Annotated in this window: 29 protein-coding genes; 11 read left to right on the top strand and 18 right to left on the bottom strand. The window is 33.1% G+C overall.

Annotation, left to right across the window (positions count from 1 at the left end; all coding sequences use genetic code 11):
- Positions 1 to 14 precede the first annotated feature (14 nt).
- Positions 15 to 518 (bottom strand): PTS sugar transporter subunit IIB, encoded by a 504-nt coding sequence (locus tag LpgJCM5343_RS07140; protein ID WP_003648345.1) that lies wholly within the window; start codon positions 516 to 518, stop codon positions 15 to 17.
- Between the two features lie 12 nt (positions 519 to 530).
- On the bottom strand, positions 531 to 974 hold the full coding sequence (locus LpgJCM5343_RS07145; RefSeq protein ID WP_049151018.1) for a PTS sugar transporter subunit IIA: 444 nt from the start codon (positions 972 to 974) through the stop codon (positions 531 to 533).
- A gap of 193 nt (positions 975 to 1,167) precedes the next feature.
- Between LpgJCM5343_RS07145 and LpgJCM5343_RS07150 the strand changes: the two genes are divergently transcribed.
- From LpgJCM5343_RS07150 to LpgJCM5343_RS07175, 6 genes are all read left to right on the top strand, one after another.
- A complete protein-coding gene (locus LpgJCM5343_RS07150; protein ID WP_077958707.1) occupies positions 1,168 to 2,130 on the top strand; it encodes a substrate-binding domain-containing protein in 963 nt (320 codons plus the stop codon).
- On the top strand, positions 2,130 to 3,434 hold the full coding sequence (locus tag LpgJCM5343_RS07155; RefSeq protein ID WP_113576198.1) for a sensor histidine kinase: 1,305 nt from the start codon (positions 2,130 to 2,132) through the stop codon (positions 3,432 to 3,434). The genes LpgJCM5343_RS07150 and LpgJCM5343_RS07155 overlap by 1 nt, the downstream gene beginning before the upstream one ends.
- A gap of 1 nt (position 3,435) precedes the next feature.
- Positions 3,436 to 4,110 carry a response regulator transcription factor gene (locus LpgJCM5343_RS07160; protein WP_035429555.1) on the top strand — a complete coding sequence of 225 codons (675 nt, stop codon included), beginning with the start codon at positions 3,436 to 3,438 and terminating at the stop codon, positions 4,108 to 4,110.
- Positions 4,088 to 5,368, top strand: coding sequence for an ABC transporter substrate-binding protein (locus LpgJCM5343_RS07165; protein ID WP_223891151.1), 1,281 nt, complete (start codon positions 4,088 to 4,090; stop codon positions 5,366 to 5,368). Before LpgJCM5343_RS07160 ends, LpgJCM5343_RS07165 begins: the two co-directional genes overlap by 23 nt.
- A 115-nt stretch (positions 5,369 to 5,483) precedes the next feature.
- Positions 5,484 to 6,197, top strand: a complete 714-nt coding sequence (gene deoC, locus LpgJCM5343_RS07170) for a deoxyribose-phosphate aldolase (RefSeq protein WP_003648339.1) — start codon at positions 5,484 to 5,486, stop codon at positions 6,195 to 6,197.
- A complete protein-coding gene (locus tag LpgJCM5343_RS07175; protein ID WP_048685066.1) occupies positions 6,198 to 6,908 on the top strand; it encodes a GntR family transcriptional regulator in 711 nt (236 codons plus the stop codon).
- Positions 6,909 to 6,979: 71 nt separating this feature from the next.
- On the opposite strand, the gene murC is transcribed toward LpgJCM5343_RS07175, so the two are convergent.
- From murC to LpgJCM5343_RS07220, 9 genes are all read right to left on the bottom strand, one after another.
- Positions 6,980 to 8,293: a UDP-N-acetylmuramate--L-alanine ligase gene (gene murC, locus LpgJCM5343_RS07180; RefSeq protein ID WP_049149841.1), complete on the bottom strand. Its 1,314-nt coding sequence runs from the start codon at positions 8,291 to 8,293 to the stop codon at positions 6,980 to 6,982.
- A gap of 385 nt (positions 8,294 to 8,678) precedes the next feature.
- Positions 8,679 to 9,323 carry a copper homeostasis protein CutC gene (locus LpgJCM5343_RS07185; protein ID WP_049149844.1) on the bottom strand — a complete coding sequence of 215 codons (645 nt, stop codon included), beginning with the start codon at positions 9,321 to 9,323 and terminating at the stop codon, positions 8,679 to 8,681.
- 3 nt (positions 9,324 to 9,326) lie between these two features.
- Positions 9,327 to 10,640: a PTS sugar transporter subunit IIC gene (locus LpgJCM5343_RS07190; protein ID WP_049149846.1), complete on the bottom strand. Its 1,314-nt coding sequence runs from the start codon at positions 10,638 to 10,640 to the stop codon at positions 9,327 to 9,329.
- Positions 10,641 to 10,662: 22 nt separating this feature from the next.
- Entirely contained in the window at positions 10,663 to 11,187 is a 525-nt protein-coding gene (locus LpgJCM5343_RS07195; protein ID WP_049149847.1) for a GrdB-related putative oxidoreductase, read from the bottom strand.
- Positions 11,188 to 11,201: 14 nt separating this feature from the next.
- On the bottom strand, positions 11,202 to 12,155 hold the full coding sequence (locus LpgJCM5343_RS07200) for a glycosylasparaginase (RefSeq protein WP_049149849.1): 954 nt from the start codon (positions 12,153 to 12,155) through the stop codon (positions 11,202 to 11,204).
- A gap of 16 nt (positions 12,156 to 12,171) precedes the next feature.
- Positions 12,172 to 13,488: a Sapep family Mn(2+)-dependent dipeptidase gene (locus tag LpgJCM5343_RS07205; RefSeq protein WP_049149851.1), complete on the bottom strand. Its 1,317-nt coding sequence runs from the start codon at positions 13,486 to 13,488 to the stop codon at positions 12,172 to 12,174.
- Positions 13,489 to 13,510: 22 nt separating this feature from the next.
- Positions 13,511 to 14,236 (bottom strand): GntR family transcriptional regulator, LSA1692 subfamily, encoded by a 726-nt coding sequence (locus LpgJCM5343_RS07210; protein ID WP_049149868.1) that lies wholly within the window; start codon positions 14,234 to 14,236, stop codon positions 13,511 to 13,513.
- 182 nt (positions 14,237 to 14,418) lie between these two features.
- Positions 14,419 to 15,066: a YtpR family tRNA-binding protein gene (ytpR, locus tag LpgJCM5343_RS07215; RefSeq protein WP_049149853.1), complete on the bottom strand. Its 648-nt coding sequence runs from the start codon at positions 15,064 to 15,066 to the stop codon at positions 14,419 to 14,421.
- A 24-nt stretch (positions 15,067 to 15,090) separates the two neighbouring features.
- Positions 15,091 to 15,411, bottom strand: a complete 321-nt coding sequence (locus LpgJCM5343_RS07220) for a thioredoxin family protein (protein WP_003648332.1) — start codon at positions 15,409 to 15,411, stop codon at positions 15,091 to 15,093.
- A gap of 135 nt (positions 15,412 to 15,546) precedes the next feature.
- Between LpgJCM5343_RS07220 and LpgJCM5343_RS09680 the strand changes: the two genes are divergently transcribed.
- Complete coding sequence (locus tag LpgJCM5343_RS09680) at positions 15,547 to 15,672, top strand: hypothetical protein (RefSeq protein WP_257966004.1); 126 nt, start codon at positions 15,547 to 15,549, stop codon at positions 15,670 to 15,672.
- A 10-nt stretch (positions 15,673 to 15,682) separates the two neighbouring features.
- Here the strand turns inward: LpgJCM5343_RS09680 and LpgJCM5343_RS07225 are convergent, their stop codons facing one another.
- The 4 genes from LpgJCM5343_RS07225 to LpgJCM5343_RS07240 all read right to left on the bottom strand — a co-directional run bounded on the left by LpgJCM5343_RS07225 (position 15,683) and on the right by LpgJCM5343_RS07240 (position 19,264).
- Positions 15,683 to 16,531 carry an Rpn family recombination-promoting nuclease/putative transposase gene (locus tag LpgJCM5343_RS07225; protein WP_049149855.1) on the bottom strand — a complete coding sequence of 283 codons (849 nt, stop codon included), beginning with the start codon at positions 16,529 to 16,531 and terminating at the stop codon, positions 15,683 to 15,685.
- Positions 16,532 to 16,648: 117 nt separating this feature from the next.
- The gene (trmB, locus tag LpgJCM5343_RS07230; protein ID WP_020806772.1) at positions 16,649 to 17,302 is read right to left on the bottom strand and encodes a tRNA (guanosine(46)-N7)-methyltransferase TrmB; all 654 of its coding nucleotides are present in this window, start codon (positions 17,300 to 17,302) and stop codon (positions 16,649 to 16,651) included.
- 11 nt (positions 17,303 to 17,313) lie between these two features.
- Positions 17,314 to 18,525, bottom strand: coding sequence for an ABC transporter permease (locus LpgJCM5343_RS07235; RefSeq protein ID WP_049149858.1), 1,212 nt, complete (start codon positions 18,523 to 18,525; stop codon positions 17,314 to 17,316).
- Positions 18,518 to 19,264: an ABC transporter ATP-binding protein gene (locus tag LpgJCM5343_RS07240; protein ID WP_049149860.1), complete on the bottom strand. Its 747-nt coding sequence runs from the start codon at positions 19,262 to 19,264 to the stop codon at positions 18,518 to 18,520. Before LpgJCM5343_RS07240 ends, LpgJCM5343_RS07235 begins: the two co-directional genes overlap by 8 nt.
- A gap of 96 nt (positions 19,265 to 19,360) precedes the next feature.
- Between LpgJCM5343_RS07240 and LpgJCM5343_RS07245 the strand changes: the two genes are divergently transcribed.
- The 4 genes from LpgJCM5343_RS07245 to LpgJCM5343_RS07260 all read left to right on the top strand — a co-directional run bounded on the left by LpgJCM5343_RS07245 (position 19,361) and on the right by LpgJCM5343_RS07260 (position 21,735).
- Positions 19,361 to 19,795 (top strand): HIT family protein, encoded by a 435-nt coding sequence (locus LpgJCM5343_RS07245; protein ID WP_049149863.1) that lies wholly within the window; start codon positions 19,361 to 19,363, stop codon positions 19,793 to 19,795.
- 83 nt (positions 19,796 to 19,878) lie between these two features.
- Entirely contained in the window at positions 19,879 to 20,367 is a 489-nt protein-coding gene (locus tag LpgJCM5343_RS07250; RefSeq protein ID WP_048687258.1) for a hypothetical protein, read from the top strand.
- The gene (locus LpgJCM5343_RS07255) at positions 20,367 to 20,717 is read left to right on the top strand and encodes a YtxH domain-containing protein (RefSeq protein ID WP_049149866.1); all 351 of its coding nucleotides are present in this window, start codon (positions 20,367 to 20,369) and stop codon (positions 20,715 to 20,717) included. The genes LpgJCM5343_RS07250 and LpgJCM5343_RS07255 overlap by 1 nt, the downstream gene beginning before the upstream one ends.
- A 121-nt stretch (positions 20,718 to 20,838) precedes the next feature.
- A complete protein-coding gene (locus LpgJCM5343_RS07260) occupies positions 20,839 to 21,735 on the top strand; it encodes a peptidylprolyl isomerase PrsA (RefSeq protein ID WP_003648324.1) in 897 nt (298 codons plus the stop codon).
- A 54-nt stretch (positions 21,736 to 21,789) separates the two neighbouring features.
- On the opposite strand, the gene LpgJCM5343_RS07265 is transcribed toward LpgJCM5343_RS07260, so the two are convergent.
- Genes LpgJCM5343_RS07265 through LpgJCM5343_RS07275 form a run of 3 tightly spaced genes read right to left on the bottom strand, consistent with a single transcriptional unit; the run spans position 21,790 to position 26,409 of the window.
- Positions 21,790 to 22,767: a 3'-5' exoribonuclease YhaM family protein gene (locus LpgJCM5343_RS07265; RefSeq protein ID WP_003646883.1), complete on the bottom strand. Its 978-nt coding sequence runs from the start codon at positions 22,765 to 22,767 to the stop codon at positions 21,790 to 21,792.
- Between the two features lie 2 nt (positions 22,768 to 22,769).
- Positions 22,770 to 25,205, bottom strand: coding sequence for an AAA family ATPase (locus tag LpgJCM5343_RS07270; RefSeq protein WP_065425296.1), 2,436 nt, complete (start codon positions 25,203 to 25,205; stop codon positions 22,770 to 22,772).
- Complete coding sequence (locus tag LpgJCM5343_RS07275) at positions 25,186 to 26,409, bottom strand: metallophosphoesterase family protein (RefSeq protein WP_049150295.1); 1,224 nt, start codon at positions 26,407 to 26,409, stop codon at positions 25,186 to 25,188. The genes LpgJCM5343_RS07270 and LpgJCM5343_RS07275 overlap by 20 nt, the downstream gene beginning before the upstream one ends.
- Positions 26,410 to 26,412: the final 3 nt, after the last annotated feature.

Raw genomic sequence — 26,412 nt, forward strand, 5'->3', positions numbered from 1 at the left:
CTTATAAATTATTTTTAATAACCAAACTTGCCTTTAAACTTATCCCAGTAACCAATTTGCTTATCAGGAAGAAGTGCAAAGTGGATCTTATATCCCTTATCGGCGATTGCTTCAAAAGCATCTCCTTCTTCTTGAGTAAATGATTGGTTATCACCTAATTTAATAGCACCGGGACGGTCGTTACCTGGTCCAACAATCACTTCATTTACATCACTCGGCTTAAATCCCCAATCAACTAAAATAGTTTTCATATCAAGTGGGTTTTTAGTAATTAAAAAGTAACGAGTGTTTGAAGCTAAAACTTTGTCTTGTACTTTCTTAAAGTGATCCATTGTCCAAACAAAGCACTTCTTACCTTGACCTTCAGCTGCTGATTTATAAGCTTCTTTCAAGATTGGATTATCGTGGGCTTTATCATTTACAGCAATAATTCCATCACATGGAACTTCCTTTGCCCAACGAGTAGTGATTAATCCATGAATCATACGGTCATCAATTCTAACAAGTGATACAGTCATTTTTATTTCCTCCTAAATATCGTCATCATCATCTGAACTATTATCTGATGTGATTTCATATTGCTTTAATGCTTGTCTAGCTTCATCTAAAGCATTTTTAGCAATATCTTCTTTACTCATTGCGTCTAAAGAAACAGTTGCAGTTAAAGCCATAGTGAAGTTCATTCCACCCAAAACAACACTTTTATCCATTAATCCTTTTTCAGAAAAAACACTTAAAAATGTTGTTAACGGACTTCCACCAATAATGTCAGCTAAAACTATAAATTCATCTTCTGAATCAAAGTTTTGTTTATCGAAAAAGTCATTAACCTTTTTCTTAAAATCATCAGCTGACTCTCCGTTATATAGACACAAAGTATGGACTCTGTTAATTGCGTCTCCAGCAAACATATCTAATGAAGTTTTAAGACCTTCAGCGAATTTACCATGAGAAACTAAAATTAGATTTTTCACTTTTGCACCCCTTCTCTTGATTACAGGTATAATTTATCATTATGAAAGCGTATGCATAAGTGCCAAATGTAATCGTTTTCTAGCTAGGTAATATGACATTTGTCACATTTTTTCAACTTAACTTATTTTTAAAATTTTTATAAAATAAGCATGATACAACATATGTAATAAAATATGGCTTAAAAGGATTAAAATGAAGAAATTATATGGAATAAGTAAAGTAATCTTTCCACTACTAATCATCGGATTGATTATCTACCTCTTTTACGCGCAGCCATTTGGTCATAGACCAATTAAATTTGGTAGCACGTATATGACAATGAATAACGATTTTTATCAAACTTTAAATGAACCGATTGCAAATGAAATAGATGATCATAACGACATCCTTTACAGTCGAAATCCAGAACTGAGCGTTAACAATCAAGTTAATGAAATAAATAATTTCATCAAAAACGAAGTTAAGGTTATTTTTATTAATCCCGTCGATGGAACATCTACTAAGCTAATTAGAGCATTAAAAAAAGCCCACCAAGCGGGCATTAAAATTATTGTTGTTGATAGTCAGCTTGAAAATTCAAGTAATTATGTGGACTGTACTATTCGCTCAAACAACTATCAAGCCGGCGTCCTTTGTGCTAAAGAACTAATGTCAAAGCAAAAAAGCGCTAACATTCTAATCTTGCAGCAGCCAACTGCTATTTCTGTTGTTGATCGAATCAAGGGATTTGAAAATACAATTAAAAATAATAAAAATTTCCATATTGTAGATAAAATCAATACCACTGGACAATCTGAAAATAGCTATCCAAAAGTTCAAAAATATCTTAAGCAGGGTAAAAATTTCGATACTATTATGTCTTTGAATGATAAAACTGCCGTTGGTGCTTTAGCAGCAATTAACGCCAATAATAAAAGCTCTAAAATAGCTATTTACAGTATTGATGGGTCGGAAAATATTAAAAAAATGCTTAGTACTCAAAATGCTAATGTCAAAGCAACGGTAGCTCAATCGCCACTCCAAATAGGTAAAGTTGCTATCAAGGTTGCTTATAAACTCATAAACCATCAAAAAGTAAAAAAAGAAATCATTTTACCTGTTAAACTTATTACGTCTAAGAATATTAAGAATTTTAACATCACGGGGTGGCAATAATGAAATTCAAATATTTAGTATCTATGCGCCACTTCATGGTAACTTTAAATTTTATTATTATCTCTTTTATCGGTGCACAATTTTTATTAATCACGCAATATATCCTAAATCACCAATTAAGTTCAGAACTCTTAACTACGCTAGCTCGCGTTCCAGCTTCGCCCATGATTTTATTTAGCGAATGTATTATTTCTTATGGTCTACTAGTACTAGTTATGTATGTTCTCTACCATTACCATTTTTCTACTCAAAATACGCTTTTATTACTGATCCTTGAGTTTATACTTGCTTTTGCAATCTTTTTTGCTGTCAGAATGAATTATAATGGGATCTTTTTATTAGTATTTATTGATTTATTACTTACTTATCGAAATCTACCAACTATTCAGAATTATTGCTTTTGGGGTATTTCTGGGATTATTTTTCTTCTTTTATTTTCATTTTCAAATTACTCTCTTTTATGTGTCTTTTTCAAAATGCCTAGTTTAAATACATATCTTAACTTTCTTCCTACACAATCTCGTTCGCTCCTTGTTTTCTTTAACAACTTCCTTGTTTCCTTAAATCTAATTACCTTTATTTGCATTTGCTTGGGATACGTAATCTATATCTTAAATCGTGCGCATACGGTTCAATCAAAATTACACAGTATGCAAAAGGCTAATGATGAACTTAAAAGTTATGCAGCAATATCTGAGAAAATTGCCCAGGAACATGAAAGGAAAAGAATTGCTCGTGATATTCATGATACGGTCGGCCATACTCTAACTGGAGTAGCTGCTGGAATTGATGCTGCGATGGTTTTAATTGATATTGACCCTAAAGCAGCTAAAACTCAATTACAAAAAATTTCAGTTGCAATTAAGCAAGGTATCAAAGAAGTTCGGGAAGTTTTAAATCAGCTACGCCCAGATGCGTTAAAAAGTTATACATTAGCATCCGCATTAAATAAGATGCTAAAAGAATATAGTGATATCTCTCATATCAAAATTAACTTTAACTATGCTTGGGGCGACGCAGATTTTCAAAAGACAACTGAAAATATTATTTTTCGTGTAATTGAAGAAACAGTTACCAATTCTTTGCGTCATGGTCATGCAACTGAGATTTGGATTGACTGTACTAGTAATGATTCTTTTTATGTTTTATCTATTCACAATAACGGAAAAAGTGCAGCCAAAATTAAGCCTGGATATGGGATAACCCAAATGAAAGAAAGACTGGCAATTATAAATGGGACAGTTGAGTTTGATGGTGAAAAAGGTTTTACTACAATTGTAAAGTTTCCTAAGGTAGGTGTTTAAAATGATTAAAATATTAATTGCGGATGACCAACAGCTAATCAGAGATTCAATCAAAATTATTCTTGAAAGTAACAAGGACTTTTCTGTAACTGATACAGTCGGTAATGGTAAGGAAGTGCTAGCTAGTATTGAGAAAAATAAACCTGATATCATCTTAATGGATGTTAGAATGCCCATTATGGATGGGACAGTTTGCACTAAATACGTTAAAGAAAAATATCCCGATATTAAGGTAATAATTTTAACTACATTTGACGATGACGATTTTATTTTCAGCGCTTTAAAATATGGAGCATCTGGATATTTGCTAAAAGGTGGCTCACCTGCGGACTTGTTCACATCAATTCGCACAGTTGCTCAAGGTGGTGCAATGATCAATCCCGATATTACAGAAAAAGTTTTTAGATTATTTTCAAAAATGGCCCAATCAAATTATGCTATTTCAGTTAACGACAAGGAAACAAAAGACTTTTCAAAAAGTGAATGGTGTGTAATTCAACAAGTTGGATTAGGATTATCAAATAAAGAAATTGCAGCTAAACTATTCCTTTCTGAAGGAACAGTTAGAAATTATATCTCCAAAATCTTAGAGAAGTTAGATTTGCGTGACAGAACTCAATTAGCAATTTGGGCAGTTCAAACAGGTGTTACTAGTGAAAACATTGATCCGAAATAAAAAAATACTATGTTGTATGCTCTTCTTATTTATCGCAGTTTCAGGCTTATTTATTTTCTTTAAACTTAAATACAGCAAACCCACTTTAACTATTGGAGTTTATACAGATAGTAGTTGGGAAGTGCCTAATGGGGATGCAGACCGTGTTACTAAAATAGCAATTAAAAAATTTAAAGAAAAGTATCCCAATGTTCAAATTAAATATGAAGCTGGAATTCGTAAAAATGATTATAATAATTGGTTAACTGAAAAAATTGTCAGGGGAACTACGCCTGACGTAATGATGTTACCCGAAGATATTTTCAATTTATTAGCAAGCAATGGAACGCTCAAATCATTGAATAGTTCATTAAAAGATGAAAACATCTCCTCTTCCACTTTTTATCACAACGTTTTTAAAGCGGGAGAATATCATGGTACTCAATACGCTTTACCTTATGAAACTAATCCTACTCTAATGATTGCTAACAATGATTTATTAGATAAAAACGGCTTCTCTAATTTAAACAGCCACCTGTCCCCGACTAAATTTAAGAGTATTTGTCACACTGTTAGCCTTAACAAAAATAACACTGGAATTACATCAGATTATTCCTGGCAGGATGCTCAATTTGCTTATGGCAATTCAGTTTTTGAAAATTCATCTGTTAATCTTACTTCAAATAAAGCACGAGCAGGTTTTTCATTAATTGAGGATCTAACCAATGAGAATGGTTATCAATCAGTTAGTTCAAATCAATTTGATCAAGGTACAGTTGCCTTTATGCCACTATCACTAGCTAAATATCGCACCTATACCTCTTATCCTTATCACGTGACGCACACTTCATCTTTTAAATGGAAAGTATTTCAAATGCCTTCTATAACTAACGTCAATGCTACTCCAGCATCAACTGTTTGCTTAGGAATATCTGCCAAAACTGCTCACCCTACTCTTTCTTGGGAATTTATCAAATTAATGTGTACTGATAAAGAAATACAACAAGAAGTAATAAAAAATAGAATGGGTTCTTCAGTTTTGCCCAAGGTTATCAATAGTTCTTTTACCAAAAAAATTTTTCAAAAAGAACAGAAAAATACCCTTACTCCTAAAATGCTTAATGCAATTTTAGAAAACATCGTTATTACACCCAAATTTAGAAATTATGACCGTCGATTAGACGAGCTAAACTATCTAATTCAAAATGCGTTGAAAAATAATCAATTGAATCTTCAGCTCTTTAATATCCAACATCAAATTAATAAAAACGAATATTAGAAATAAAAGATAACTTCACTTGTGGTTATCTTTTATTTTTTAATTTGACAAAGCGTTTTCATAATCCTACGATATGTCTGTAATATGTAATTACATATTTGAAAGAAGGATAAAAATGAAATACACTATTGATAACTTTGCTCGCTTAATTGACCATACTAATTTACATGCGGATGCTTCTAACATGGATATGAAAAAACTTTGTAATGAAGCAAAAAAATATCATTTTAAAATGGTAGCCATTAATCAAGTACAAGCTAAATTTTGCTCAGAACAATTAAAAGGTACTGATATTGATACTGGTGCAGCTATTGCCTTTCCATTAGGTCAACAGACTATCGCATCTAAAATTTTCGACACGGAAGATGCAATAAAAAATGGCGCCAACGAAATTGACTATGTAATTAATATTACTGAACTAAAAAATAAGAATTACGCCTATATCAAAGATGAAATGAAGCAAATGGTTGCTCTTTGCCATAAGTATCATGTTCCCTGCAAAGTAATCTTTGAAAATTGCTACTTAACTAAAGATGAAATAAAAAAGTTAGCAGAAATTGCTAAAGAAGTTAAACCTGACTTTATTAAAACTTCTACAGGTTTCGGTCCTTCAGGTGCAAAAGTTGAAGATGTGAAACTAATGAAGTCAATTGTTGGCGAAGATGTAAAAGTTAAAGCAGCGGGTGGAATTAGAAATAGCGATGATTTCCTCGCTATGATCCGCGCAGGTGCTGATCGAATTGGATGTAGCGCCGGCGTTAAAATTATCGAAGCTCTAAAACAACGGATGCAAGACGACAATGTAACTACAATTGAGATTAATAGATAAATGACTGAAGCAAAATATAAGAAAATTGAAACTATCCTAAAGCAAAGAATTATTGACCAAACCTACCCTCTTAATAGTTTATTACCTAAGGAACTGGAGTTAGCACAAGAATTTAAGACAAGTCGTCCAACAATTAATCATGCTATCCATAATCTTGTTCAAGAAGGCTTACTAGAACAGCGCAAGAGATTAGGTACTATTGTTAGGAGAAATAAAATTCAGCAGGAATTTACTCACCTTATACAAAGCTACAATCAAGAAATGAGTACCAAAGGACTTAAAACAAAAACAAAAGTACTCTATTTTCAAAAAGTCGTTCCTAACTCAGAGGTACAAACAGAATTTAACATATCTACATCTGATTCCGTATTTAAATTAATTAGATTACGATACGTTGATAATCACCCAATTGTTAAAGTAACTACTTATGTCCCCGTTTCACTTGTTCCTGATTTAGAAAAAATCAATTTTTCAACTGCATCTTTATATCTTGAACTTAAGAAAAGAAATTTAGCTGTTACCCATGTTGTAAGAAAACTAGAAGTTAAAAAAGCCTCTTCTGAAATTGCTCAAAAGTTAGCTATTAAAGAAAATGATCCTGTATTTTGTTTTCGTACTCGCGGATACACAAACAAGGATCAAAAAATAGAATATTCAATTGCTACTTACCGCGGTGATATGAATTCTTTTATCATCGATCTTAAACGCTAAATAACAAAAGGGATTGATTATTCTTGTAATAACAAGATATCAATCCCTTTTTTCGACTTTAAAATTTTTAATTAAAGTAATTTTTCATATGCATCTTCGTACTTAGGAATGTCACCAGCACCCATAAATACAACAACTGCATTTTTATGCTTAGTTAAGTCAGCAATATTATCTAAATCAATTACTTCTGAGCCAGGAATATTTTTAACCAAGTCTTCACTTGAAATATCACCACTAGCCTCACGAGCAGAAGCATAAATTGGAGTGACGTAAGCCTTATCTACATCACGTAAGATCTCTTCAAAATCTTTTTGATATTTCTTAGTTCTTGAGAAAGTATGTGGTTGGAAGACAACAACTAATTCTTTATCTGGGAACTTTTGACGAGCGGCTTGGATAGTTGCACGCATTTCTGTTGGATGGTGAGCATAATCATCAATTACCGAAACATCGCCAAAGTCTTTTTCAGCAAATCTTCTCTTAGCACCCTTGAAAGTGAGCAATCCTTCCTTAATATCTTCCATTGGAACTTTTTCAGTATAAGCAACTGCAATTACAGCAGTAGTATTCAAAATACTGTGGTCACCAAATAAATGAATTTCAAAACGTCCAAGATCCTTACCATGGGCTAAAACGTTGAATTTAGAACCAGTAGTAGTCTTTTCAATGTTTACTGCTTGAAAGTCATCAGTGTCTTTAAAGCCGTAAGTATACTTAGGAATATCAGTCTTTAAGCTTTGAAGACGCTTGTCATCTCCCCAAACAAAGAGAGCTTTCTTAGTTTGATCAGCAGCACTTTGAAAAGCACTAGTATAGTCGCCTTGATCTTTAAAGTAATCTGGGTGATCAAAATCTATGTTAGTCATAATTTGGTAATCTGGATGATATGCCAAGAAGTGACGACGATATTCATCTGCTTCATAAACAAAGAAACGAGAATCGGCAACACCTTTACCTCTTCCGTCCCCAATTAAGTATGAAGTAGGTGCTACTTCACCTAATACGTGAGCTAAAAGACTAGTAGTTGATGTTTTTCCGTGAGTACCAGATACCCCAATTGAAGTATGCATTTGTACAATTTCTTCAACAGTATCAGGATAGCTTTGCCATTCAACATTCTTATCTAAACAAGCTGCTACTTCTGGATTATCTTGTTTAAAAGCATTTCCCTTAACAATTACTTGTTCATCATTACTCTTAATATTTGCTGGGTCAAAATCTTTTACTTCAATACCGGCTTTTTCAAGTGGAACTTGAGTGAAAGTATACTTCTCAATATCTGAACCAGCAACGTTATAACCTAAGTCATGTAAAACTAAAGCTAATGAAGCCATGCCAGTTCCTTTAATGCCAATGAACCAAATTTGTTTATTTTTGTCTAACATATTATTAATATCTCCATTGTTTATGCCAAAATATTCGCTTTAATTCTACCATTTTTAACACAAAAAAAGAACATAACACAACGTTATGTTCTAATTCAGAAAGTAGTAGGCTCATCCATGCTTCCTACTTTCTTTAATTTTGTTAATCTCAACCAAATTAATTATATCGAACCCTAAAAATATTAAGCAACTTTGATCATCAATTCGCGCCAAAACCTTTTCTTACATCCTCACTATAACACTTTTTCTAATTAAATAACATAATAAAGATATTGAGTATACATGATTTTTGATTTATATATTCGTAGTTTTACTACTGTGCAAGACTATTAGCAAATAAAAGCTGACATATAACTTATCAAAAGAAGTTTAAAATTACACTAGTCTAAATTTTACCTAATATTTTAGTACCATGAGCTTGAGTTACACCAACTTTTTCTATAACAGAATTTACATTTTTATCTGTTATGCCACCACCAGGTAAGATCTCGATTTTTCCCTCGGCCTGTTTATTTAATTTTTTTAAATTTTCAAGACAATCAGTAATTGAACGATCTAATGACCCACCATGAGTAAGAACACGTGCAACCTTGTTTTTAGATAACCATTCTAAGGCTTCTTTCTGCTTTGAAGCTGTTAATTCATCAAAAGCCATATGCATTACAACTTCTAAATTTCCAGCATGAGCAGTTGTAATAAGCTTTTTCATTGCAATTTTATCTAGCTGTTTATTATCAGTTAAACACCCAAAAGCTATACCGTCTGCTTTGAGTAAACTACACATTTGAATATCACTATTCATGATTTCTAACTCATCAGCAGTGTAAACAAAGTTTCCGCTACGTGGCCTAATCATTACAATTACTGGCACATTATACTTATGAGCATACTCCACTGTCTTTTTAATTACACCAAATGATGGTGTGGTCCCTCCATTAGCTAAGTCATTATTTAATTCTATTCGTTCAGCACCTCGCTCAATCATCAATGGCACATTAGTAAAATTCTCAACACATACTTCTTTAAGCATTTGTTATACCTCACTAAAGTCAATATCTAGGTCTTTCTCAGCAGCAGCTTTTTCTTCTTTAAGATATTGTTTATCTAGCATTTTCACAAATGGATAATAAATTAAAATATTTAAAATAATCTCTACAATTTGTAACGCAGATCCTGTCCAGCTTCCTGTTGCCAACCATCCAGAAATAATTGGTGGAGTAGTCCAAGGTAATTGAACACCATTTGTCCAAGCTACCCATCCCAATTTCATTACAATTCCTGAAATCAATGTATTTAAAACTGGACATAAAATAAACGGAATAACTATAACAGGGTTTAAGACTACTGGTAAACCAAAAATAACTGGTTCATTAATACCAAAAACTCCAGGCAAAATTGCCAACTTACCTAACTCAAGCAATCTTTTTGATTTACAAATTGCAAATACAACAATTAATAAAGCAAGTGTACTACCACCGCCGCCATAGGTTGTAAATAAATCAATAAAAGGTTGAGTATAGATATGTGGTAATGGAGCATGATTTTGAAATGCCTTCAAATTATCTTGCGTTGAGACAAAGAATATAGGTTGCCATACTGAATTGGTAATTGAAGGTCCATTAATACCAAAGAACCAAAAGAAACTTGCTAAGAAATTGTATAGCAAAACTGATGGTAAAGAAATACCCACATGCTTCAATGGTGTCTGTAAAATCGTGTAAATAAAGCTATACGCTGTATGAAAACTAGTTAAAGAGAATAGAATTCTTATTAGAAAGAAGAAAACAACGACTAATGCACTTGGAATCAAAGCATCAAACGATTTAGTAACTGCAGGGGGAACACCATCTGGCATCTTAATAGTCCAATTACGTTTTATTGCAAATCTGTAAATTTCGACAGATATTAAGGCAATAATAATTCCTAAAAAAATACCATTAGGCCCTAAAAACTGAGTTTCAACTGCAGAAACAGTTTTCTTTCCTAAAACAACAGAAGTAGGTGTCAAAATTAGAAATGATATAAATGAAACCATCCCTGCTTGAATGGGATCCAGTCCTCTATTCTTACCATATGCATATGCAATTGCAATTGCTGATAAGATTCCCGTAAAGCTAAATACGGAATTAGATACAGCACTAAACCAATCAGGAAATTGCGGCCCACATAATTTAATCCAAAATTCAGACCAGCCTGGAATCGGAAAATTACCAATAAGTAAAAATATAGAAGTAACTATGATCAAAGGTGTAATAATTAAGAAGCCATCACGCAATGACATTAAAACGACATTATTTCCTAGCTTCGAGGCAACTGGCATCAGCACCTTTTCAAATTTCTTTTGCATTTTAAAGCCTCCAACTGAAAAACTAATAGCAGCAACTTCCCTTAAATCTTGAAATATCTTCTTTATTTGTTAGAATTTGACAACCCTTAGCCAAATTATCTAAGGATTCAGCAAGACCAGTACCACCTTTTTTAGGCATCTTAACAATCGGAAATCTGTCTTTATATTTTTCAATAAGTTCTTGATTCTTTTCCTTTGCGACAGCTCCAATTACTGGAATACCAGTGTTTTCTGTAATTGCAACTCCAATTTCTACCGCCATTTCAGCAAAATCATGATAATCAAATGTTGGCCCAACGATAACTACATCAGCCTTCATTTTTTCAGCCATTTTTGAAAATTTTCTCTGTACAATGTCTTTATTTTGTTGATAATATTTCGGCCCACAGTAGAATGTACCAATAATCTCTCCGTGCACAGCCTCTAAAGCTTTCTCAACATTATCAGCACTTCCCATTGCAATCTTCTTACCGCCTAGTGGTGTATCGCTTCTTTCATCTCCGCCTAACCCAGCTTGAATCTGATCAAGAATAATAATAGTTTTCATAATATATCACCTTCCTACTCTATAGGTGCATGAATCCTTTTTTCGTAAGCATCAAGCCATTCCTGACTAACAGGTTCAATTTTAGTCTTCATATTATCTATTGGGTTGGCCATCAAAATTACAGGTTTTTGTTTATCAGTTGCAACACAAAATGTAAATTCAACGTTAGTAGCTACTCCCCATTCTCCTTTATTATTCATTGCAACTAATGAAAATTCTCCAGCTTTACCATAGCGCTTCTTTAGATCTTCTATAAATGGATAAACTGCATGATCACAAGCATCTTGTGGTAATTCACCATCCCGCATTCTCCTAACAATTTCATATGATAAACAGCCTTTCATAATATCTTCTCCAAGACCTGTTGCCGCAGCGCCACCAACTTTACTGTCAACATAAAAACCTGAACCAGATAATGGAGAATCACCCACACGGCCATCTTTTTTCATAAATAAACCTGACGTTGAAGTTGCAGCTGCCATTGAATTATTTTTATCTAAAGTAATGGCACCTACAGTATCATGCCCATCATATGGATTCAAATTCTGCTGTTCGATTTCTTTACACCGCTTTTGCCAGCGCTTTTTAGCACGTTTTGTTAACATATTTGTCATTTCAAATCCATGCAAACTAGCAAACTTAGTTGCTCCCTTACCGACTCTGAAGCTATTACAATGTTCATGACTCAAAGCCCGAGCGACAGATACAGCATGCATTACATTTTCAATTGCACCAACAGCTCCTTGAGCTAGCGTATCCCCATTCATGAAAGCGGCATCCATTTGTACAATACCTTCTTCGTTTGGAAGACCTCCATAACCAACTGACTTATAATACGGATATGCTTCAACTGTATTAATTAATTTTTCGACTGCATCTCCAGCAGTACCATTTTCTTCTAAAATTGTACTAGCTTTTTCGACTCCTTCATTTGCCATTCGCCAAGTTGCAATTGTTCCCCATGACATAGCAAATACTTCCTCTCTATTCTAAAGAACCTAATCTTTCTAAGCTTCTCATATATATTTTGATACTTAGTAATAGATCATCTAAATCCATCCATTCATTTTCTTTATGTGCTATTCCCTTTTGTCCTGGAAAAGATGGTCCAAAGGCAATGATATTTGGCATTACTCGAGCATAAGTGGCACCTGTTGTTGTAACTGGTGTGCCATCAAGTCCAGTAACTTTTTCATATACTTCAGATAGAATTTGGATAAATTTAGAATTTTTATCGTGCATTACGCTTGGAATACTACGTATAACCTTAATATTACTGTCTACTGGAATATTATTTTTGATCCCTGCTGTAATTTGCTTCTCTTGATATGACACTGGATAACGAATAGCTATTTCTATTCGCATGCCATTATTTTCAATATTTAAACCAGTAGGAGTCATAATTAATTTTCCAGAATCATTATCGTGAAATTCAATTCCTAGGCCTTCTCCATAATGCTTTTGATGGAGGGCTTTAACAATCCATTTAAAATAATTATTCAATTGACCAGAAACTAAGTTTTCATCAACTATTTTTTTAGCTAAATATGTTATTGCATTCTTTCCCATTTCCGGAGCATTACTTGGAACTCTTATACCATGACTCTCAACCTTTTTGTTTTTAATTTCTATACTTAATTCATCAGGAACATGATCTTTTGACATATCCCCTTGCAAATTTTTGATTTGGCTTAAACTTCCATCTAAAATCAGCGTAAAAATAGAATAGTTGACAATTCCACGTTCTCCATATACTACTGGATATTTACAATCAGCTGTCCAGCCAAAAATTGGTGGTTTTTCCTTTTCTAGATATAAAGGCACATCTTTAGAACCATTTTCCTCATCTGATCCAAAAACTAGCCGAATCGTTCTTTTTGGTCTATATCCTAAATCTTTAAGAATTTTCATAGCCCATAATGTTGCTAATGCAGGCCCTTTATTATCTAATATTCCTCTACCATACAATCGGCCATTCTCATCGGATAAATCCCACGGATTAAACTTCCATTTGTCACCCACTGGCACTACATCTAAATGGTCAATAATACCAATATAATTTTCATCATCATCTCCCCATTGCGCATATGCCATCGCATTATTAACAACTTTTGCTTTAAATCCACATCTTTCAATAATTGGAACTATAGTTTCTAATGCTTTTTTAGGTCCTTTACCAAATGGCGCATCTTTTTCTGAACTACCTTTAACGCTTGGAATCTGCATAATTGTCCGTAAATTTTCCAAAAATGCCTTTTCATTTGTACTTATAGCTTCGTTGATTTTTTCTTCTGCTATCATTGTCTTAACCCTTAAAACTAAACTATCTCAACCTAGTCAGCGTTGACTTAAATGAATATTTATCAGCTCGATAGAATGATGTATCAAAGAAAATTGGAATTGCATCCGGCGTATAAGTTATCGTCTTAACTTTAAATATTGGTTGCTGTCTTTTAATGTTCAAATATTTAGAAATTTCATCAGTAACCATAATTGCTTCAATTTCTTGATGTGCATAACCAATTTCGATGTTTTCATTTAAAATCTTAAACAAAGATTGTTCAAAATCAGTTAATGTCTTATTTTTTATATATTCATCACAAATAAGAATTTTTTCGAGAGTCATCGGATCATTATCCCAATAACGTATTCTTTTTAACTCAAAAACTTGTTTATCTAATCTATCGTCCAACGCTAATATTTCACTAATTTTCCTGCTCGGATTTCTAATAGGAGCAAATTTTAATACTTTAGTGTGCGCAGTTTTTCCATGTTCTCTAGCAACTTCAGTAAAACTTTGTAATCCTCCCCTACCAGACTCAATTTTTGAATTTCTTTCAGCACCTAGCATTACATATGTGCCTTTACCCGGATCTTTTACTAAAATTTTGGCATTTATTAAACGACTAATTGCTTTTCTAATAGTCAGACGTGAAACATGAAATTCTTGCGCTAATTGATATTCAGAAGGGAGTCGCTGACGGCTGGTATATGTTTCATTTCGAATTCTTTCTCTGATTATTTTTACTATCTCTTCAACTTTTGTCATCATTTTCACCAGCTCTTACTTATTTAAGGTTCTTTTCATAGTATATACTATGCTGTATATTTCTAAATGTAAACGCTTTAATAAAAAATCTAACTAAAACTATTGATTAATTCTTAGTGAGATTAAAAAGAGAGCCCATTAACATTAATGGGCTCTCTTTATATAAAACATATTAAAATCTATTACAAACTAATTTGACCACTAGCTAATAATTCATCGCATTTAGTTGGTTCAAATTCATCCCCCGCATTAAAGTCATCAGGAACAACCATAATACCACGCTTTTGAGGAGCATGAGCTAATCCTAATTCACGTGCTGAACAAATCATACCGTATGAATCAACCCCGCGAAGTTTACCTGGCCAAATTTGTTGACCATTTGGCATCAAAGTCCCAGGAAGTGCAACAACTACCTTTTGACCTTGAGCAATATTTGGTGCACCACAAACAATTTGGTGTTCTTCACCATTTCCAACATCAACAGTAGTTACATGCAAGTGATCAGAATCTGGATGTGGTTCACAAGTCTTAACATAGCCATAAACAAGAGTTGGTTTACCAATTTCTAATTTAGTATCAAAACCAGCTTCAGATAATTTTTTATTCAAAGCATCAACTAAATCTTGTGTTGGTTTAATTTCACCATTTGGTAACTTATCGTAATCTAAAAAGCTACTTACGTTAAAGAAATTAAATCCAATAACTTCACCATCTTCATTTTCAACTCGCGTAACTTGATCCTTTTCTGTAAACTTACTACGACCCTTATCTTGATCAAGAATTACAATCAAAGTATCAGGATAACTTGTTTTATTGGTAGAAACAATCATTTCTAGTAAATTTCCTTTCCTAGACTATTTGAGAGAGTTAAGGAAGTTTTCTACTTCTTCTTTAGTCTTTCTGTCCTTATTTACTAGTCTACCAATTTCTTTGCCATCTTGGTAGACAACAAAGCTAGGAATTCCAAAGATATTTAATTCTTTTGCTACATCGACTGACCCATCACGATCAACCTTATAGAATTTTGCATCAGAATTGTCTTTTTCAATTTGTGGTAAAAATGGATCTAAAAAGCGGCAATCTGGGCACCATGCAGCTGAAAATAATAGTACTACCTTGCCATTCTTTGTAATTTCTTTTAATTTTTCAGAAGTTAATTCTTTGATTTCTTCCATCCGTTTCACTCTTTTCTTACTTTTTATAAGTTATATTTATTCTACAACCTTTTATTTTAAAAATCTAGTCCAAGATCTTTCAGTTAATTTTAAAAACGGACTACAGTAAAAGGCAAGAAAGAAGATATGGTTGATATGAATAGAGAATTATTGCGAGCTGGCTATCGTTTACACTTAGTTTTTGATGACATGATTCAAGAGATTAGAAAAGATGCTGATAATTGGATGAAAAAAGTGTCTAAGAAAATTATTTTTTCCTAGACGCTTTTTATTATTTATAAAGAGCAATTATTTTTTCTAATTCTTTGTTAGAAATTAGCTTTAAACTTTTCACAAATTCTGTAGCTTGTTCTAAGGAGCTTCCATTATTCAGTTGGTTCTCGAAAATAACTTTAGCAGAATCTATTTTTCCTTGTTCTACTCCTTCTGCATATGCGACTTTTCCAGCAGCTTGTTCACGTTCTAACATTCTTGTTTCGTAAAGCATAATCTTTTCCCTCGTTTCCGAATCTTCATTAATTTCTTTGATTCTTCTTTGCGCGTAATCGAAATGTTTATTTAATTTAACTGGCTCATTATTCATCAATTTAGCTAGAGCCTTTAAGTCTTCACTCTGCCCCTCAGCTGAAACTTGTGAATTAATGATAATCTTTGTTACGCCATCCTGCAATTGTTTTGACCTATCTTGATCAGAATAAGTATGATAAGATTCATAAAATTTGTCATCTTTCTTGGGTTTGAAATTACAGAGAAAAATAATGAAGGCGTCTTTCAAATTTCGATATGTCTTTCCTTTATTTAAAGTATAGCGTAGATCAAGTCTTGAAAGATAGTAGCGCATGCGTCTACCAATATCATCCTGATCCGTTGTTTGCATTTCGATGTTAAACACGCGTCCTTCATGGTCAGTGACTAATACATCAAGTCGAACTTCTTTAGCCCCGTTCTTGCGCTCAGAATTATTAATCTCAACTTGCTTATCTAGCCAATCTATCTTTTCAATTTTCAGATCTGGAATAATAATTTCAAGCAAATACTTGCAGAATTCTTTGTTTTCCATCACCATCCCAAACACTTTATCTTCCGTGAACCCAAACCAGGGTTCAATTTTCTTTACCATATGAGCAAATCCTCTCTAAAGATATTTGAGGAAGTAATCCCATATGTTTATTACGCATTCTAAGGATATTTTTTGGAGAAAATAAAAAATGCTTCTAACAAAAGAAGCATTTTCAACTTATTCAAAATGTGCATGCAGACAATAAATCGGATTTCCTTTTGCTGCAAATTTATGTTCATACTCAGTCTCAACATTTCTTTCGAAAATTTCATTTTCTGCATGATGTAAATCTAAACTGACATAGTCAAATTTCATCCCATAATTGTTAAGACTTACCAAACTGTACTCAAATAATCCTTGATTATCTGTCTTAAATTCTAAATGTCCTTTTGGCTTTAATATCTGTCGATACTTGTCTAAAAAGCTCTTATAAGTCAATCTCCGCTTCTCATGACGCGTCTTTGGCCATGGATCGGAAAAGTTCAAGTAAACAACATCTACACTATTTTCAGGTAAATACATTGCTATATTAGCTGCATCAGCACACATTAACTGTAAATTATCAATCTTTTCTTCTAGTTTAGTTCTCAAAATCATCCCTGCAGCTGTTGTTTGCAGCTCTACGCCAATAAAGTTCATTTCAGGATGTTTCTTAGCCAAAGTAGTAATAAATCGTCCCTTACCTGAGCCAATTTCAATTGCCAAAGGTTTAGAAAAGTCATCAAATCTCTCTTCCCAGTTAATTTTCTTTTCTGGATCTGGCTCATTCAAAATAGCTTCTGGATGTTCAACTACCAATTTTTGAGCCCAAGGCTTATTTCTTAATCTCATTTTTTCACAACCTAATATCTAACTTTTTTAAATAACTGTTCAATTTTACTTGGTAAATAGAAATATAGCAACAAGAATGTCAAAGCAAGCAAACCAATAATGCCACCAACTGCTTCTAATTTTTGCGGAGAAAAAATAATTATTGCTAAACTGATTAATCCCCATTCAAGTAGCACTCCTTTTTGCAAAACTTTTCTTAGTGCTTCTCCTCTTGAGGTTAGCGGAATTGGCATTACATGATACATCATATTATGTTCATAAACGGTTCCTAGAGGAATCAGCTGATAAAGCGTTAAGAAAATAATCAAAGCACCACTAGCAATTGCCCAGCGTGCATCTTGCAAACAAGCAATTAATAAAATTGAAAAGAGCACCATTCTAATCAATAAATTGCTATATTCTGGATCCCTTAATAACACTCTTTGATAAATAAAAGTATTCGGTGTCTGATCTTCAGTTTTAATTAAGAAGTCTAAATACTTTCTTCTAGCGATTCGAACTTTCTTATCTGGTACATCAGTAAACATACTGTAGAAATTATTTAGCAAGTCAACTCGTCTTTCTTCATAGTCTAAAGCTTTGTACCAGTCAAACATTTTACCACGTGGTAAATAATCCACTCCAATCCAACCTGCAATTGCTAAATTCGAATAAATAATTGGATTTGGATAATATCCTAAAAAAGATAAATAGAGTATTAAAAAGTTAATCCCTAAAAAAAGCCAAGTATTGTAGTAATCATGCTTATTAAAATAAAAACTTCTGACAATCAACTTAAATTGTAAGTCTTTACTTGCAATCAATCCTATTACTATAAATACAAGGTCGCCAACTGAAAAATTAGCTCTCATTGTCGCAAATGGCAATAAAATGCCTGATATTAAAATGATCAAAACCGTTGGCAGAATCATATTATGCATATACAGTGGCTTGAAATAATTCTTCATTTCACTATCTTGATTAAAAAGGAAATGCTCATCAGCCCTATCAAATAAAGTCGCAAAATGACCAATTCCTAAAGTTGTAGTCCAAATCAAGGCTAAAAGCGGCTTATAAAACCAAAGATTATTCGGCCACTTTTTAATATTCTGCGCATACCAAAACATTAAAGCTCCAAATAGGAAAATTAGAGCTAAAATAAAAAAGTCATTAAAAACCAAAGTTAGATAGTGCATCTGCTTTTTAAAGTTTTTATTGAGTCTATTTTTAATTAAATCAGTCATGCTTCTTCACCGTTTTCTGATTTAAAATTTGATATAAACGATCAAATGAATCACTAGGCTTTAAGCCATAAAACTGCCTAATTTCAGTTAAACTACCTTCAGTTTCAATTGTGCCATTATTGAGTACCGCAAATGTTTGCACAGCTTCTTGAGCTTCAGCTAGAACATGAGTAGTCATTAAAACCATTTTCTGATCAGCAACAGCTTTTTTAACTAGATCAATAAAGTTAGCTACAGCTAACGGATCAAGACCCGTAAAGGGCTCGTCAATTACTAACAAGTCTGCATTTGCCAAAAAACTGGTTACAATCATTACTTTTTGCTTCATTCCTTTAGAAAAGTTAATTGGCAACCAATCAAGTTTATTTTCCAGACGAAACATCTTACATAATTCTTTTGCTCTTACCCATGCTTGATCATGATCTAAACCATAAGTAAGCATCACTAACTCAAGGTGCTCTTTCAAAGTTAATTCTGGATATAAAATTGGCGTTTCTGGAATATAAGCAACCATCTTTTTAAATTCAGCAGGATTTTCAGTTAAGCTGATACCATTTAAAGTAATCTTGCCTTTTTGCATTCTTAGTAATCCCAGCAGGTGCTTAATCGTCGTTGATTTACCGGCACCATTTAGTCCAATTAAACCAACAGCTTGACCAGGTTCTATTGTTAAATTTACATTTTTAATGACATTAATTCCAGAGTAACCCCCGGTTAAATTCTCAATTTTAAGTGTCATTACTTTTTCCTCTCTACTGCAATAAGATACATATTTATGATAGCATGAACATAAGTTAAACTAAATTTTCTTTTCATTAAGAAAGGGGTCTTATTCATGACAGAATTAGAAAAGGATTGTTTATTTTGTAAAATTATTAGAGGAGAAATTCCTTCTTACACAGTTTTTGAAAATGATGACGTCAAAGCTTTTCTTGATATTTCTCAAGTAACTAAGGGACATACTCTAATTATTCCTAAAAAGCACTTGGTTAACTTCTTTGACTACAGTCAAGAAGACGCTGCTCGCTTTTTACAATATATTCCAGTTGTTGCACAAGCAATTAAAGAGTCTGATCCGACTATTAAAGGATTAAATGTTGAAGTAAATAATGGTGAAATTGCAGGACAAGTTGTTATGCATTCCCACATTCACTTAATTCCACGTAGAAGTGAAAATGATCCAATCTCTACTCCTCATGTAAACAATGCAGATCAATATTCAGAAGCAGACTACCAAGCAGTTGCAAACGCTATCAAAAACAATCTATAATATCAGTAATTTTTCCTTTAATGCGGTACAATAAAGATGGTTATTAAGTTAAAAATTATTGAATAGATAAAGAGGTATACATTATGTCTGGATTTTTATTAGGAATTCTTACTGGTACAGTTGCAGGTGGCTTATTATCATACGCCAAGAATCCATTAAGTGGCAATTCAATTAGAAGCGATGTAAAGGATTCTGCAGATAACTTCAATGATTCAGTTCACCGCGTTAAAACAATTTACGATGAATTAGAAGAAAAGAGAATGGAACAACCAGAAAAAGAAAAGTCTGAAGACACTGACGCAACTGAAAGCCCAGTTGAAGATGAAGAAGTTGAAGTTTCAGATCGTCCTTCACTTAAAGATAAGGCTCATGATTTAGTTGATGCCTTCTCTGCAGCATCATTCAAGGCTGTCGACCATGATCGCGTTTTTGCCGCAGTTAAGAACAAATTAAATGAAGCAAACGAAGATCTTGAAGATGTAAACGACGATGTTAAAGATGCTACTCAAGATGAAGAAAAAGTAGACAGCAATTCTGGTGCAAGCGAAGAAGAACATAAGGAAGAAAATTAATGAAATTTTTTGGAATTGGCTTAGGATTAGGTAGTTTAGCAGGATTAGGAATTTCTCTTCTTCCTAATCCACAAACTGATCATAAAGTTAAAGATGATGTTCGTCTCTTTTTAAATGATACTAAAAATGACGCTACTTCATTAGCCACTAGCACAAAACAAGCTAAAAGTGCTGCTGACCAGTTGATAAATGACTTACCACAAGCTGAAAAATCAGTTAAAGACATTCAAAACAGCTTAACTAATTTTCAAAGTTCAATTAAGCCAGAAGTAGATCAAATGAAAGAAAACGTTTCTACACTAACCAAGGAAGCAGAATCTACAATTAATGGAATCAAAAATGAACTTTAATTTTAAGATTTGTTAGTCTTTTTTATAAATATCAAGAAAACTCTTATTGTCCATTGGGATAATAAGAGTTTTTATGTTATATTTGAACTTGTAATTAAGCAAAGGATGTGCAAATTAATTTATGAAAAAAACATGGAAGAAAGCAGCTACTGTTTTAGCTTTTGCAGGAATTGCCTTAAGTGCTACTGCTTGTTCTGGCGGTAAAGCTGTCGTTACTTATAAGGGCGGTAAAATTACCGAGTCACAATACTACAACAAGATGAAAGAATCTCAAGCAGGTCAATCTACCCTTGCTAGCATGATTGTTTCTGATGCCCTAGAAAGTCAATACGGCAAAGACGTTACTCAAAAACAAGTTGATAAAGAATACAACAAGTACAAGAAACAATATGGTAGTCAATTTGACTCAGTTCTTGAACAAAATGGAATGACTGCTTCAACTTTTAAGGATAACTTGAAGACTAATCTTTTGACTGAAGCTGCTTTAAAGCACATCAAGAAGATTACTCCAGCTCAAGAAAAGAAAGCTTGGAAGAATTATCAACCAGAAGTTACTGTGCAACACATTCTTGTTTCAAAGAAGAGTACTGCCGAAGATATCATTAAACAATTAAAAGATGGTGGCGACTTTAAGAAGTTAGCTAAGAAGTATTCTACTGATACTGCGACTAAGAATGATGCCGGTAAGTTACCTGCATTCGATTCAACTGATTCCACTTTAGATTCTAGCTTCAAGACTGCTGCATTTAAGCTTAAGACTGGTGAAATTACTACTACTCCAGTTAAAACTCAATACGGCTATCACGTAATTAAGATGATTAAGCACCCTGCTAAAGGTACTCTCAAAGAACACAAGAAGCAAATTGATAACCAAATTTATCAATCAATGTCTGAAGACCAAAGCGTTATGAGAAGTGTAATTGCTACTGTTCTTAAACGTGCTGATGTTTCTATCAAAGACAAAGACTTAAAGAACGTTCTTTCCCAATACGTTTCATCAGATAGCCTTTCAAAATAAAACTTTTATCCACTAAAAAATACCGAGATCAATTTTTACGATCTCGGTATTTTTTTATTCTAGTTTTGGTGCTTGATCTAAAGCCTCATCATTTTTAGGACGGTAAAATCTACGATTATCTTGTGACTTAATTGTTTCAGTGAATTCTCCTGGTTTAGTTTGCTGCAAAGCATTAGTAATTGCATAAACTGTAGCATCTAAATCATCGATCTTATGCAAAACTTCAGCTTCTAAAACTACTGGTCTGTGAGCGGCTCCATATTCTGGCAATCCATGATGTGATAAAACTAAATGTCTCAAAAGCATTAAGTCCTCACTATGTTCATCAATTTTTAGTTCATGTGCTGCTAGCATAATTTGTTCATCAATTAAAACTAGGTGACCAATCAAATTTCCTTCAGTAGTGTATTTAGTAGCAACAGGACCAGATAATTCAATCACCTTTCCCATATCATGCAAAATACACCCAGCATAAAGGAGCGAACGATTGATTTGTGGATAAGTATTAGCAATTCCTTCAGCATCCCTTAACATTGAAACAGTATGAAATGCTAACCCATTTCTAACAGCATGATGGTTAGACTTACCTGCTGGATATGAAAAGAATTGCTTGTTCCACTTTTTAAGCAAGTAACGCACAATTCGATTCCAAGTTGGATTCAAAATTTCAAAAACACGTTTATTAATTTCTTCTTCAAGATCTTTTTGCTTAATTGGAGCAGAATGAACAAATTGATTTAAGTCATACCCTTCATTTGGTCCTACTACTCTTAGGTCATAAATTCTTATCTGCGGACGATCTTGATACTCTTCTCTTTTTCCGCTCAATTCAACAATAGTGCCTGGGCTAAAAGTATCAGCATCTTGCTGACTAGCATTCCAAAGGTTTCCCCTAATTGTGCCGCTTGAATCGCTAAATTGTAAAACTAAATATTGTTTACCATTTTTACTAGTGCGAAGACTTGAATCCTTTAATAGTAAAACCAAATCCATATCTTCGCCATCATTATAATCAAGTAACCTTTTTATCATGATTATTCCTTTTCTATCATTATTGGCTTCATCTCAAGACTAGTTACTAAATCTTGACGTGCTGTAAAAATCAAAACTTGCGTCTTCTTAGCCAATTCTTTTAATAATTCAACAATATAATTCGTTCTTTGGGCATCAAAGTTTACAAAGGCATCATCAATTAAAATTGGTAACGCAATCTTATCAGCAACTTGTTCAACGAAAGCTAATTTCAAAGCGAAATACAATTGCTCACTAGTTCCCCTCGAGAGATATTCAACTTCAAATTTTTTACCATCTGCCCGCTTAACTTTAAGCTTTTTATCTAGCTCAATGTCTATATATCTACCACCAGTTAGTAACTTAAAGTACTTTTTAGCATCTTCAAGCATCTTAGGAAAACGCTCATTTGAAGCTAAGTCTAACCCTCGTGCAATCCAGTTACTAGTCAACAGATTTGCTAGATATTCTTTAACATTTTCATTTAACGATGATTCAAGATCAGCTAGCTTTTGCTTTTCTGCAAAATACTTATCTGAGTTTGCTAAAACATTCATTTGATTCTCAAGCTTAGCATTTTCAGCATGTAAATTGTTAATTTGATCTTGCTTATGAGTAATTTGTTCTTCTAATTGAGCTTTATTTTCTGTCAATGCATCTGGATCTTGAGCGATCTTTTCTAACTGAGCTAGATCAGCTTGGAGATCATTTTGCAATGCTGCGATTTTCATCTTCAACTGTTCTTGCTCTTCTGCTTTTTTCCTCAAATCTGTAAATTCAGCAAAGTTAGCAACTTTATTTGCTGCAAACAGCTTAGAAAGCTCAATCTTGTTTTTAGCCAGTTGATTCTTTTTATCTTGTAATTGAATTGTTAAATCACTTAAGTGCTGCTTAGCTAAATTACTTTGATCAAGTACTTTTTGCAGTGAATTTAATTGACTCACAATCTCAGAAAAAGTTTGTATTTTTTTCTGAGTAAGAGGATATAACTTTTGAACAAAAGCTTGAACCTTTTCATTTAAAGATTTTTCCTCTTGATCTAATTGGACTAACAATTGCTTCTTAGACTCAATTTGAACTACTTCATTCCATAAGCTATTTAAATCAACTGTATTTGGATTAAGACCATACTTTTCAATAAATGCTTGTTCTCTTTGACCAGCTTGAGCATTCTTTTGTCTTGTCCAAACAAATAAACCAAGGCCACCTAAAGCAATCATCACTCCTAAAAAGCGAACAAATAAGTTACTGATTGCAATTGCGCTAAAAATTCCCGCAACTAACAAGATTAATGACACAATCGCTGGTAAATTATTAGCTTCTTGTTTTTGGCTATTTAAAGCTTGATAATCAGACTTTATTTGCCCTCTTGCTTCACTAGACAACTTACTTAATTTAACAGCTTCTGGTTGAAATTGGTCATAAGACTGTAAATCTTTCTTAGCTGCTTCAATTTGTCTTTGCAAGTCTTTGCTTTCACTCTCCCAATGAAGAACTTCTGCCTTATGATCAACCAAAGCTTGAATCTTCTCTTTATTAGATAGTTCACTACTTGTCTCAATTTCTTGTAGTTGCCTATTCAAATTATCAACATCATTAGTTAAGTCCGCAATTTTACTCCGAATAGCCTGAGCTTTTTCGTAACCTTCTTTAGAAAAAGAGAGCGGTTTTAATTCGCGTTTTAGTTCTTGATATTGTTTAAAATTGGTTAATTTTTGCATCAAAAGACTAATTTTTTGTTCTTGCTCATTTAGCTTAACTAACTCAGTCTGAACTTTTTTTAAATTTTCTTTTTCTACAATTAGTTTCTTTTCAAGTTCACGATAATCTTTAAATTCATTATCTGTTTGAGCCAAAACTTCTTTTTGCTTTTGAATCTGATTAATTAACTGGTTAACTACAGGTTTACGGCCGCTCTTTTTAAAAAGCTTTTGCGCATTATTTGAAAATTCATCCCTTAAATCGAGTAATTTATGACTTTGCGAAGCTCCTAAAAAATAAATCTGTTCCATCAACTCTGCTTGAGATAGACCAGTTACTTCACGCATCATATCTTGGTTGAAAATAAAGCTATCAGTGTAAAAACTACCATCAATATTTTGAATTCGATCAAAAAATACGCTTTCTGGTACGACTTCATCATTTAAATTGACAGTCAAAACACCCTTTTTAGGATCGCCTTTAGCATATAAGCGACTTAAAACAAAAACATCATTTTTATCTTCAAAGGTCAAACTACCACCCATCGGACTTACATGATCTAGGGGTTGATAATTCTCAAAAAAGGGGGATTTATTAGTTCTCAAGTGAAAGCCAAATAAAACCTGCTTAACAAAAGCAACTGTCGTACTTTTACCCGCTTCATTTGCACCTAAAAAGATTGTTAAATCTTTGTTCAAATTAAAAGTTACATCATTTAATTTTCCAAAGTGAATAATTTTAATTTGGGTTAGTTTCATCATCCATATCCTTTAACTTTTGTCCCAATTTAACTTGTGCTAATTCTTTTACTTCGTCAATAAATTCTGGCTGTTTCAACAGATCAGCAACATAATCGCTCTTTTTGCTTAAATCATTAGCTAAAGAATAAATCTTATCTAGTTCAAAAGTTTCATTCTCTGCTTGATCAAAAGCTTCTTTATCAGCCGTCTTAAGTTGAAGTTTTTCATTATTGGTCAAATAAACTTTCACAAGTCGCGAATTAAATTTTAAAGAATTAGCAAGCTGAAGCCAATAATCACTATCATTAATTAATTCTAGCTCTTGTTCACTTAAGTATTGGGCACCTTGAATTGTCAGGCCAAATAAAGTTCGCTGCGTATTCTTTTTAGTTAAAACTTCAATTATTTGCTTTGTTAAATCTGTTTGAGAAATTGCTTGATCTAAATTCAAAGTCACCATTTGCCAGATAATTGGGGCTGTTTCAACAAAATCAAGGTTTATTTCTTTGGTGGATTCATCTACTGTACCGATATAAACACCCTTAGCTCCCTGCTCATTAATGTGTCTACCTTGTAAATTACCACTATAAACAATTAGTGGCTTCTCACTCAAAGTCTGACGCAAATGAATATGCCCCAAGGCAAAGTAATTATAATTGAGGTCTTTAATTTCTGCAGTTGTAAATGGAGCGTAGACATTTTGATAAGTTGCTGTTGTCTTAGCCCCAGCATGCATCAAACCAATAGTAAAATTGTCGCCCCTTTTTGAAAATTCGCTAATTTTGTCAACTTCAATATGGTTATGTTGATAAGAAAAGCCAGTGACTGTATAAGGAAACTCAGACTTAGTCTTAAAGTCTGCGGTTTCTACCTGTTCATCAGGACCTAAAAGCTTAAAATACGACGTTTGTGGCAAAATCATTTCGTCTGGATTTAAATAATCGTGATTTCCCAAAATCATCACAACTTGTATTTCTTGATCAGTAAGTCTTTTAACTTCACGATTAAAGAACAACTGACTTTGCGGACTTGGATGAACTGAATCAAAAGTATCACCCGCAATTAAAACTAAATCTACCTTTTGATCTAGTGCTGTATCTATTGCTTTAGTAAACGACTTTTGGGTTGATTGCTTAATATTATTAAACTCATTAGATGGCAAAAAAGATAGTCCTTGAAAAGGACTATCTAAATGCGCATCGGCTAAATGCATAAATTTCATATT

The organism is Lactobacillus paragasseri (genome assembly GCF_003584685.1).
Taxonomy (GTDB): domain Bacteria; phylum Bacillota; class Bacilli; order Lactobacillales; family Lactobacillaceae; genus Lactobacillus; species Lactobacillus paragasseri.

Excerpts from the sequence above, each read along its gene's own strand:
- LpgJCM5343_RS07140 (WP_003648345.1), bottom strand. The coding sequence starts at position 518 with ATGACTGTATCACTTGTTAGAATTGATGACCGTATGATTCATGGATTA.
- LpgJCM5343_RS07150 (WP_077958707.1), top strand. The coding sequence starts at position 1,168 with ATGAAGAAATTATATGGAATAAGTAAAGTAATCTTTCCACTACTAATC.
- LpgJCM5343_RS07155 (WP_113576198.1), top strand. The coding sequence starts at position 2,130 with ATGAAATTCAAATATTTAGTATCTATGCGCCACTTCATGGTAACTTTA.
- LpgJCM5343_RS07160 (WP_035429555.1), top strand. The coding sequence starts at position 3,436 with ATGATTAAAATATTAATTGCGGATGACCAACAGCTAATCAGAGATTCA.
- deoC (WP_003648339.1), top strand. The coding sequence starts at position 5,484 with ATGAAATACACTATTGATAACTTTGCTCGCTTAATTGACCATACTAAT.
- LpgJCM5343_RS07175 (WP_048685066.1), top strand. The coding sequence starts at position 6,198 with ATGACTGAAGCAAAATATAAGAAAATTGAAACTATCCTAAAGCAAAGA.
- murC (WP_049149841.1), bottom strand. The coding sequence starts at position 8,293 with ATGTTAGACAAAAATAAACAAATTTGGTTCATTGGCATTAAAGGAACT.
- LpgJCM5343_RS07185 (WP_049149844.1), bottom strand. The coding sequence starts at position 9,323 with ATGCTTAAAGAAGTATGTGTTGAGAATTTTACTAATGTGCCATTGATG.
- LpgJCM5343_RS07190 (WP_049149846.1), bottom strand. The coding sequence starts at position 10,640 with ATGCAAAAGAAATTTGAAAAGGTGCTGATGCCAGTTGCCTCGAAGCTA.
- LpgJCM5343_RS07195 (WP_049149847.1), bottom strand. The coding sequence starts at position 11,187 with ATGAAAACTATTATTATTCTTGATCAGATTCAAGCTGGGTTAGGCGGA.
- LpgJCM5343_RS07200 (WP_049149849.1), bottom strand. The coding sequence starts at position 12,155 with ATGTCATGGGGAACAATTGCAACTTGGCGAATGGCAAATGAAGGAGTC.
- LpgJCM5343_RS07205 (WP_049149851.1), bottom strand. The coding sequence starts at position 13,488 with ATGATAGCAGAAGAAAAAATCAACGAAGCTATAAGTACAAATGAAAAG.
- LpgJCM5343_RS07210 (WP_049149868.1), bottom strand. The coding sequence starts at position 14,236 with ATGACAAAAGTTGAAGAGATAGTAAAAATAATCAGAGAAAGAATTCGA.
- ytpR (WP_049149853.1), bottom strand. The coding sequence starts at position 15,066 with ATGATTGTTTCTACCAATAAAACAAGTTATCCTGATACTTTGATTGTA.
- LpgJCM5343_RS07220 (WP_003648332.1), bottom strand. The coding sequence starts at position 15,411 with ATGGAAGAAATCAAAGAATTAACTTCTGAAAAATTAAAAGAAATTACA.
- LpgJCM5343_RS09680 (WP_257966004.1), top strand. The coding sequence starts at position 15,547 with ATGAATAGAGAATTATTGCGAGCTGGCTATCGTTTACACTTAGTTTTT.
- LpgJCM5343_RS07225 (WP_049149855.1), bottom strand. The coding sequence starts at position 16,531 with ATGGTAAAGAAAATTGAACCCTGGTTTGGGTTCACGGAAGATAAAGTG.
- trmB (WP_020806772.1), bottom strand. The coding sequence starts at position 17,302 with ATGAGATTAAGAAATAAGCCTTGGGCTCAAAAATTGGTAGTTGAACAT.
- LpgJCM5343_RS07235 (WP_049149858.1), bottom strand. The coding sequence starts at position 18,525 with ATGACTGATTTAATTAAAAATAGACTCAATAAAAACTTTAAAAAGCAG.
- LpgJCM5343_RS07240 (WP_049149860.1), bottom strand. The coding sequence starts at position 19,264 with ATGACACTTAAAATTGAGAATTTAACCGGGGGTTACTCTGGAATTAAT.
- LpgJCM5343_RS07245 (WP_049149863.1), top strand. The coding sequence starts at position 19,361 with ATGACAGAATTAGAAAAGGATTGTTTATTTTGTAAAATTATTAGAGGA.
- LpgJCM5343_RS07250 (WP_048687258.1), top strand. The coding sequence starts at position 19,879 with ATGTCTGGATTTTTATTAGGAATTCTTACTGGTACAGTTGCAGGTGGC.
- LpgJCM5343_RS07255 (WP_049149866.1), top strand. The coding sequence starts at position 20,367 with ATGAAATTTTTTGGAATTGGCTTAGGATTAGGTAGTTTAGCAGGATTA.
- LpgJCM5343_RS07260 (WP_003648324.1), top strand. The coding sequence starts at position 20,839 with ATGAAAAAAACATGGAAGAAAGCAGCTACTGTTTTAGCTTTTGCAGGA.
- LpgJCM5343_RS07265 (WP_003646883.1), bottom strand. The coding sequence starts at position 22,767 with ATGATAAAAAGGTTACTTGATTATAATGATGGCGAAGATATGGATTTG.
- LpgJCM5343_RS07270 (WP_065425296.1), bottom strand. The coding sequence starts at position 25,205 with ATGAAACTAACCCAAATTAAAATTATTCACTTTGGAAAATTAAATGAT.
- LpgJCM5343_RS07275 (WP_049150295.1), bottom strand. The coding sequence starts at position 26,409 with ATGAAATTTATGCATTTAGCCGATGCGCATTTAGATAGTCCTTTTCAA.